The organism is Microbacterium sp. CPCC 204701 (assembly GCF_004010105.1).
Taxonomy (GTDB): domain Bacteria; phylum Actinomycetota; class Actinomycetes; order Actinomycetales; family Microbacteriaceae; genus Microbacterium.
Window position 1 is genome coordinate 1 of record NZ_RRYE01000242.1, and the last position, 4764, is coordinate 4764.

6 protein-coding genes are annotated in these 4764 nt (G+C 71.3%); 2 read left to right on the forward strand and 4 right to left on the reverse strand.

The genetic code is table 11. From position 1 onward, the window contains the following. The 3 genes from EIO58_RS12925 to EIO58_RS12935 all read right to left on the reverse strand — a co-directional run. Window positions 1-323: alcohol dehydrogenase catalytic domain-containing protein (locus EIO58_RS12925; protein ID WP_164861686.1), on the reverse strand; the 323-nt coding region annotated here is incomplete at its 3' end. 1 nt (window position 324) lies between these two features. Further along, window positions 325-540 carry a helix-turn-helix transcriptional regulator gene (locus EIO58_RS12930; RefSeq protein ID WP_127819885.1) on the reverse strand — a complete coding sequence of 72 codons (216 nt, stop codon included), beginning with the start codon at window positions 538-540 and terminating at the stop codon, window positions 325-327. Next, window positions 540-974, reverse strand: a complete 435-nt coding sequence (locus tag EIO58_RS12935) for a hypothetical protein (RefSeq protein WP_127819886.1) — start codon at window positions 972-974, stop codon at window positions 540-542. Before EIO58_RS12935 ends, EIO58_RS12930 begins: the two co-directional genes overlap by 1 nt. A 94-nt stretch (window positions 975-1068) precedes the next feature. On the opposite strand from EIO58_RS12935, the gene EIO58_RS12940 reads away from it, so the two are divergent. Both EIO58_RS12940 and EIO58_RS12945 read left to right on the forward strand, forming a co-directional pair. Continuing rightward, entirely contained in the window at window positions 1069-1782 is a 714-nt protein-coding gene (locus EIO58_RS12940; protein ID WP_127819887.1) for a DUF4386 domain-containing protein, read from the forward strand. A gap of 118 nt (window positions 1783-1900) precedes the next feature. Continuing rightward, window positions 1901-2746 carry a PIG-L deacetylase family protein gene (locus EIO58_RS12945; protein WP_127819888.1) on the forward strand — a complete coding sequence of 282 codons (846 nt, stop codon included), beginning with the start codon at window positions 1901-1903 and terminating at the stop codon, window positions 2744-2746. 55 nt (window positions 2747-2801) lie between these two features. On the opposite strand, the gene EIO58_RS12950 is transcribed toward EIO58_RS12945, so the two are convergent. Then, the coding region (locus EIO58_RS12950; RefSeq protein WP_127819889.1) for an aldehyde dehydrogenase family protein at window positions 2802-4764 on the reverse strand (1963 nt) is incomplete at its 5' end.

The following is a 4764-nucleotide window of genomic DNA, read 5'->3' on the forward strand; positions in this document are numbered from 1 at the left end:
TCACCGACCGCGAAGCCGGTGACCTCGCCGCCGACGGCCGCGACCGTGCCCGCGACGTCCATGCCGCGCACCGCGACGCGCGGGCGTCGCAGCCCGAACGCGAGCCGGACCGCCCAGGGTTCGCCGCGCATCACGTGGATGTCGCCGCTGTTGAGCGCGGTCGCCCGCACGCGCAGCAGCACCTCTCCCCTCCCGGGCCGCGGCACATCCATGCGGACCTGCGTGACGGCATCCGGACCGCCGTATGTCAGCTGCCGCCAGGCCGTCATCGTGGCGGGCACCGCGGTCTTCGCGACCGCCGCGTCGTTCTCGTGCGTGTTCATGTCAGTCCTCCGGGTAGGCGAAGAGGTCGTCGAGACCCACGCCGAAGGCGCGGGCCATCTGGAAGGCGAGCTCGAGCGTGGGCGAGTAGCGGCCCTGCTCGATGGCGATGAGGGTCTGGCGGGTGACGCCGACCTGGCGGGCGAGCTCGGCCTGGGTCATGCCGGCGGCCTCGCGGACGGCGCGGACGGAGTTGGTGACCTTGGTGGGCTTGACCATCACGCGAGCCCGCGGCGATAGGCGATGACGCTCGCGATCGCGCCCACGGTGAACGAGACGGCGAAGCCGAAGAACATCGCGTTCGCGATCCAGAACCAGTCGGCCTCGAAGGCGCACAGCACGATCACGCCGAGTCCGGCGATGGTCATGAACGCCTGGCCGACGCGTGTCGACATGTGGGCGATATCGCGATCGCGCTGGTCGGATCTGCCGACGTCGTCGGGATCCCGCATGCCCGCGAACATCCCCCACAGGATGCTGACGACGATCGTCGCGCCGATGCTTCCGACGATCGTCCACAGCATGATGGGCGGCCAGTCGACCTCGGTGAGCGGTCCGTCGCCCGCCTGCTGCAGCACGACCACCACGTACACGGCCAGCGCGACGACGGTCACGATCAGGCTCGACCAGATGTTGCGTTCCTCGTAGACCACGGCATCCTCCCCAAGTAAAAGATTCTTGACACGGACGATATCCCGCCGTAGCGTTCGATGTCAAGAATCTTTTACACATCGAAGGAGCCTCCGCATGGACACCCTCACTCGCACCGCCCGCCGGACCGGTGCCGCGTACCTCGCGCTCGCCGTCTTCGGGATGGCGGGATTCCTCGTCATCCGCCCGCAGCTGTACATCGCGGGCGATCCCGCCGCGACGCTCGCCGCGCTCGAGGCCCACACCGCCCTCGCTCACCTGTGGGTCGTGCTCGAGGTCGGAGTCGTGGCCGCGCAGGCACTGGCCGCGCTCGGCTTCTACGCGCTCTTCCGCGACGACCGCCCCGCCGCCGCATTCGGCGTCGCGACGTTCGGCATGGCGAATGCGGCGGCGATCCTCGGCAGCGCCGCGATGATGATCACCGCGGTCGGCGTCGCCGAGGATTCCGCCGCCGACGCGGGCGCCCCGGCCAGCGTCGGGCTCCTCTTGCAGATCTCGCTGGCGTTCTGGACCGCGGGCGGCCTCTTCTTCGGGCTGTGGCTGATCCCGATGGGCGCCTACGTCCTCTCCACATCGCGGATGCCTCGACTGCTGGGCTGGCTGCTCATCGTCGGCGGCGCGGGATACGTGGCCGGCACGGTCGTCGGCATCGGCTGGGCGGGCGCGCCCGCCTGGCTCGTCGACGGGCTGCCGCTTCCGGCGACGGTCGCCGAGTTCTGGATGATCGGATACCTGCTGGTGCGAGGCATCCGCCCCATGCCGGCCGCGTCTGCGACGGATCCCGGCACTCGCGCGACGGTCGCGCCCTGAGGAAATCGGCCGCGAGGCGTCGTCCGGTTAGGATGCCTCGACCGTCGACGTCGACGGCGCCGCCCACCCGAGGGCGGAATCCGGGCCGGCTCTGGCCCACGAGCACCACGGAGTCCTCATGCGCAAACGCTGGGTCGCGCTCATCGTCGTCGCGGCCGTCCTGGTCGTCGCGCTCGCCGGCCTGTACTGGGCCGGTCGCAGCCTCTTCCACATGCCGACCGCGAAGGGCGTCGACTCGGTCGTCGGCGAACTCGAAGGGGAACGCGTGCTGGGAGTCTTCGCGCATCCGGACGACGAGCAGACGGTCAACGGCCTGTTCTGGCGCGCGAAGAGCCAGGACGGCGCGTACACCGCCATGGTCACCGCGACGCGCGGGGAGGCAGGCCATCAGGTTCCGGTCGTGGCTCGAAAGGACGATCTCGGAATCGTCCGCGAGGCCGAAGCGCTCAAGAACAGCTTCAACCTCGGCGTCGACGAGCACGAGGTGTGGGACTACCCCGACGGCGGGGTGCCCGAGGCCGACGAGGACGAGCTGGTCGAGCGGCTCGTCGCCACGATGACGCGCGTGAAGCCCGATGTCGTGGTGGGTTTCTGGCCGGAGTCGGGGGCGACCGGCCACCTCGACCACATGGAGATGGGCCGCGTGACCGAGCTCGCCATCGCGCAGCTCGCCGAAGAGGGCGGCTCGTACCGGGGTCCCGACCACCTCGTCTACACGATCAGCCCGACGAAGGCCCTCGAGATGTTCGGCGGCGAGCAGGGGCGGCTCGTCGTCGAGAACCAGCCCGATCCCGAGTACGCGATGTCGGCCGAGACCGGCAAGAAGATGGAGGGCTGGCAGATCCACGCGTCGCAGAAGGACTACCTCCAGTCGGAGTACATCCTGCCGGCGTGGCTGGTCTACCTCCTCTGGGACCAGGAGTTCTACCACGTGAGAGACCTGCGGGCAGACCCGCTGGGATGATCCGGATGCCGCGGGGCACGGCATCCGGATCACCCGCCGCACCCGGCCCGCGGCCTCAGATCGCGTCCTCCGACCAGGGGTCGGGGTGGCCGAATCGGTGGGCGGTGATCGTGACGGACTGCTCGCGCAGGAACGGCAGCAGCTCGAGTCGCCCGGCGGTCGTCACGTCGCCGTCGTAGATCGCGAGGTCGGGGTCGCCGCCGACGGCCGCCGAGAGCCAGCGTCGCAGCGCTCCGACGCTCTCGCGCGGCCCGATGAGTCGCACCCGCGACGGACGGGTGCGGGATGCCTCGGCCTGGGCGAGCAGCGGATCCTCGGGGTCGCCGGGCCGGGTGATGCGCTCGATCCACTGCTCGTCCGTCTCGACGAAGACCTCGACCCCCTGGTCCGCGAGAGCCCGGCGCACGCCCGCCGGCAGCCCGACGGGGGCACTCAGCGACGAGGCGGATCCCGCGCGGATCCCGGCGACGACGACGCGGAGCACCGACGGCCAGGTGGCGTCGGAGGTGGCGCGGAGCGCGACCGAGGCCACGGGGCGGTACCGGAAGAGGTTGCGCTCGATGCCCAGGCGCGAGACGTCCTTGACGCGGCCGAACTCGCGGTCCCACGCGATGGCGTCCGACAGGGCGCCGCGGCGCAGCCACTCGAACGACTCGTAGTCCAGTGACGGCTGCGCAGCCTCGATGACCGCCGTGATGCGCGAGTCGAGCCCGCGCAGATGCAGCGACGTCGAGGCGACGCCCCCGGTCGTGGCCCGCCAGCGCCCGAGCCCCACGAGGTAGTTGGGGCCGCCGGCCTTCGCGCCGCCGCCGACCGACGACCGCTTCCAGCCGCCGAAGGGCTGACGCTGCACGATCGCGCCGGTGATGCCGCGGTTGACGTAGAGGTTCCCGGCCTCGACGCGCTCGAGCCACAGCGCGAGGTCGTCGGGGCTCTGCGTGTGCAGACCGGCGGTGAGTCCGTAGTCGACGCCGTTCTGGAGCTCGATCGCCTGGGACAGCGACGACGCGTGCATGATGCCGAGCACGGGCCCGAAGAACTCCTCGCGGTGGAAGCGCGAGCCCGGCTGCACGCCGGTGCGGACGCCGGGGGTCCAGAGTCGGCCCGCGTACTCCGGCCAGTCCCTCGGAGCCCGACCCGCGTCCCCCGGTCCCTGAGCCTGTCGAAGGAGCCGCGGCTCGACGAGCCACCGTTCGCCGTGGTCGAGCGTGGTGAGCGCCCACTCGAGCTTGCCGCGCGGCGGCTCGATCACCGGCCCGACCTCCGACAGCGGATCGGAGGGGGGTCCGACGCGCAGCGAGGTCACAGCATCCACCAGCTGACGGGCGAAACGCCGCGAATGCCCGACGGGTCCGACGAGAATCGCGAGCGACGCCGCCGAGCACTTCTGCCCGGCGTGGCTGAACGCGCTCTTGACGAGGTCGGCGACGGCGAGGTCGAGGTCGGCCGAAGGCATGATGACGATCGCGTTCTTCCCGCTCGTCTCGGCGTGCAGGTCGAGGTCGGGACGCCACGAACGGAACAGTGCGGCGGTCTCCCATGAGCCGGTGAGGATGACGCGATCCACGTGCGGATGGGTGAGGAGGGCCTCGCCGAGGCCGCCTTCGTCGATGTCGACGAGTGAGAGCACCTCGCGCGGGACGCCGGCGTCCCACAGGGCCTCGGCGATGACGGCGGCGCAGCGTCGCGCCTGCGGCGCCGGCTTGAAGACGACCCCTGATCCCGCGGCGAGCGCCGCCAGCACGCCGCCCGATGGGATCGCGATGGGGAAGTTCCAGGGCGGCGCGACCACCGTGAGCCGGGCCGGCTCGAACACGGCACCGCTCACGCTGTCGAGTTCGCGTGCCGTCGCAGCGTAGTAGTTCGCGAAGTCGACGGCCTCGCTCACTTCGACGTCGGCCTCCGAGAACACCTTCCCGGCCTCCGACGCCGCAACCTCGATGAGCTCGCCCCGTCGCGCCTCGAGGGCGCGCGCGGCGTCGGCGAGCACAGCGGCCCGGTCGGCCGCGGGTGCGGCG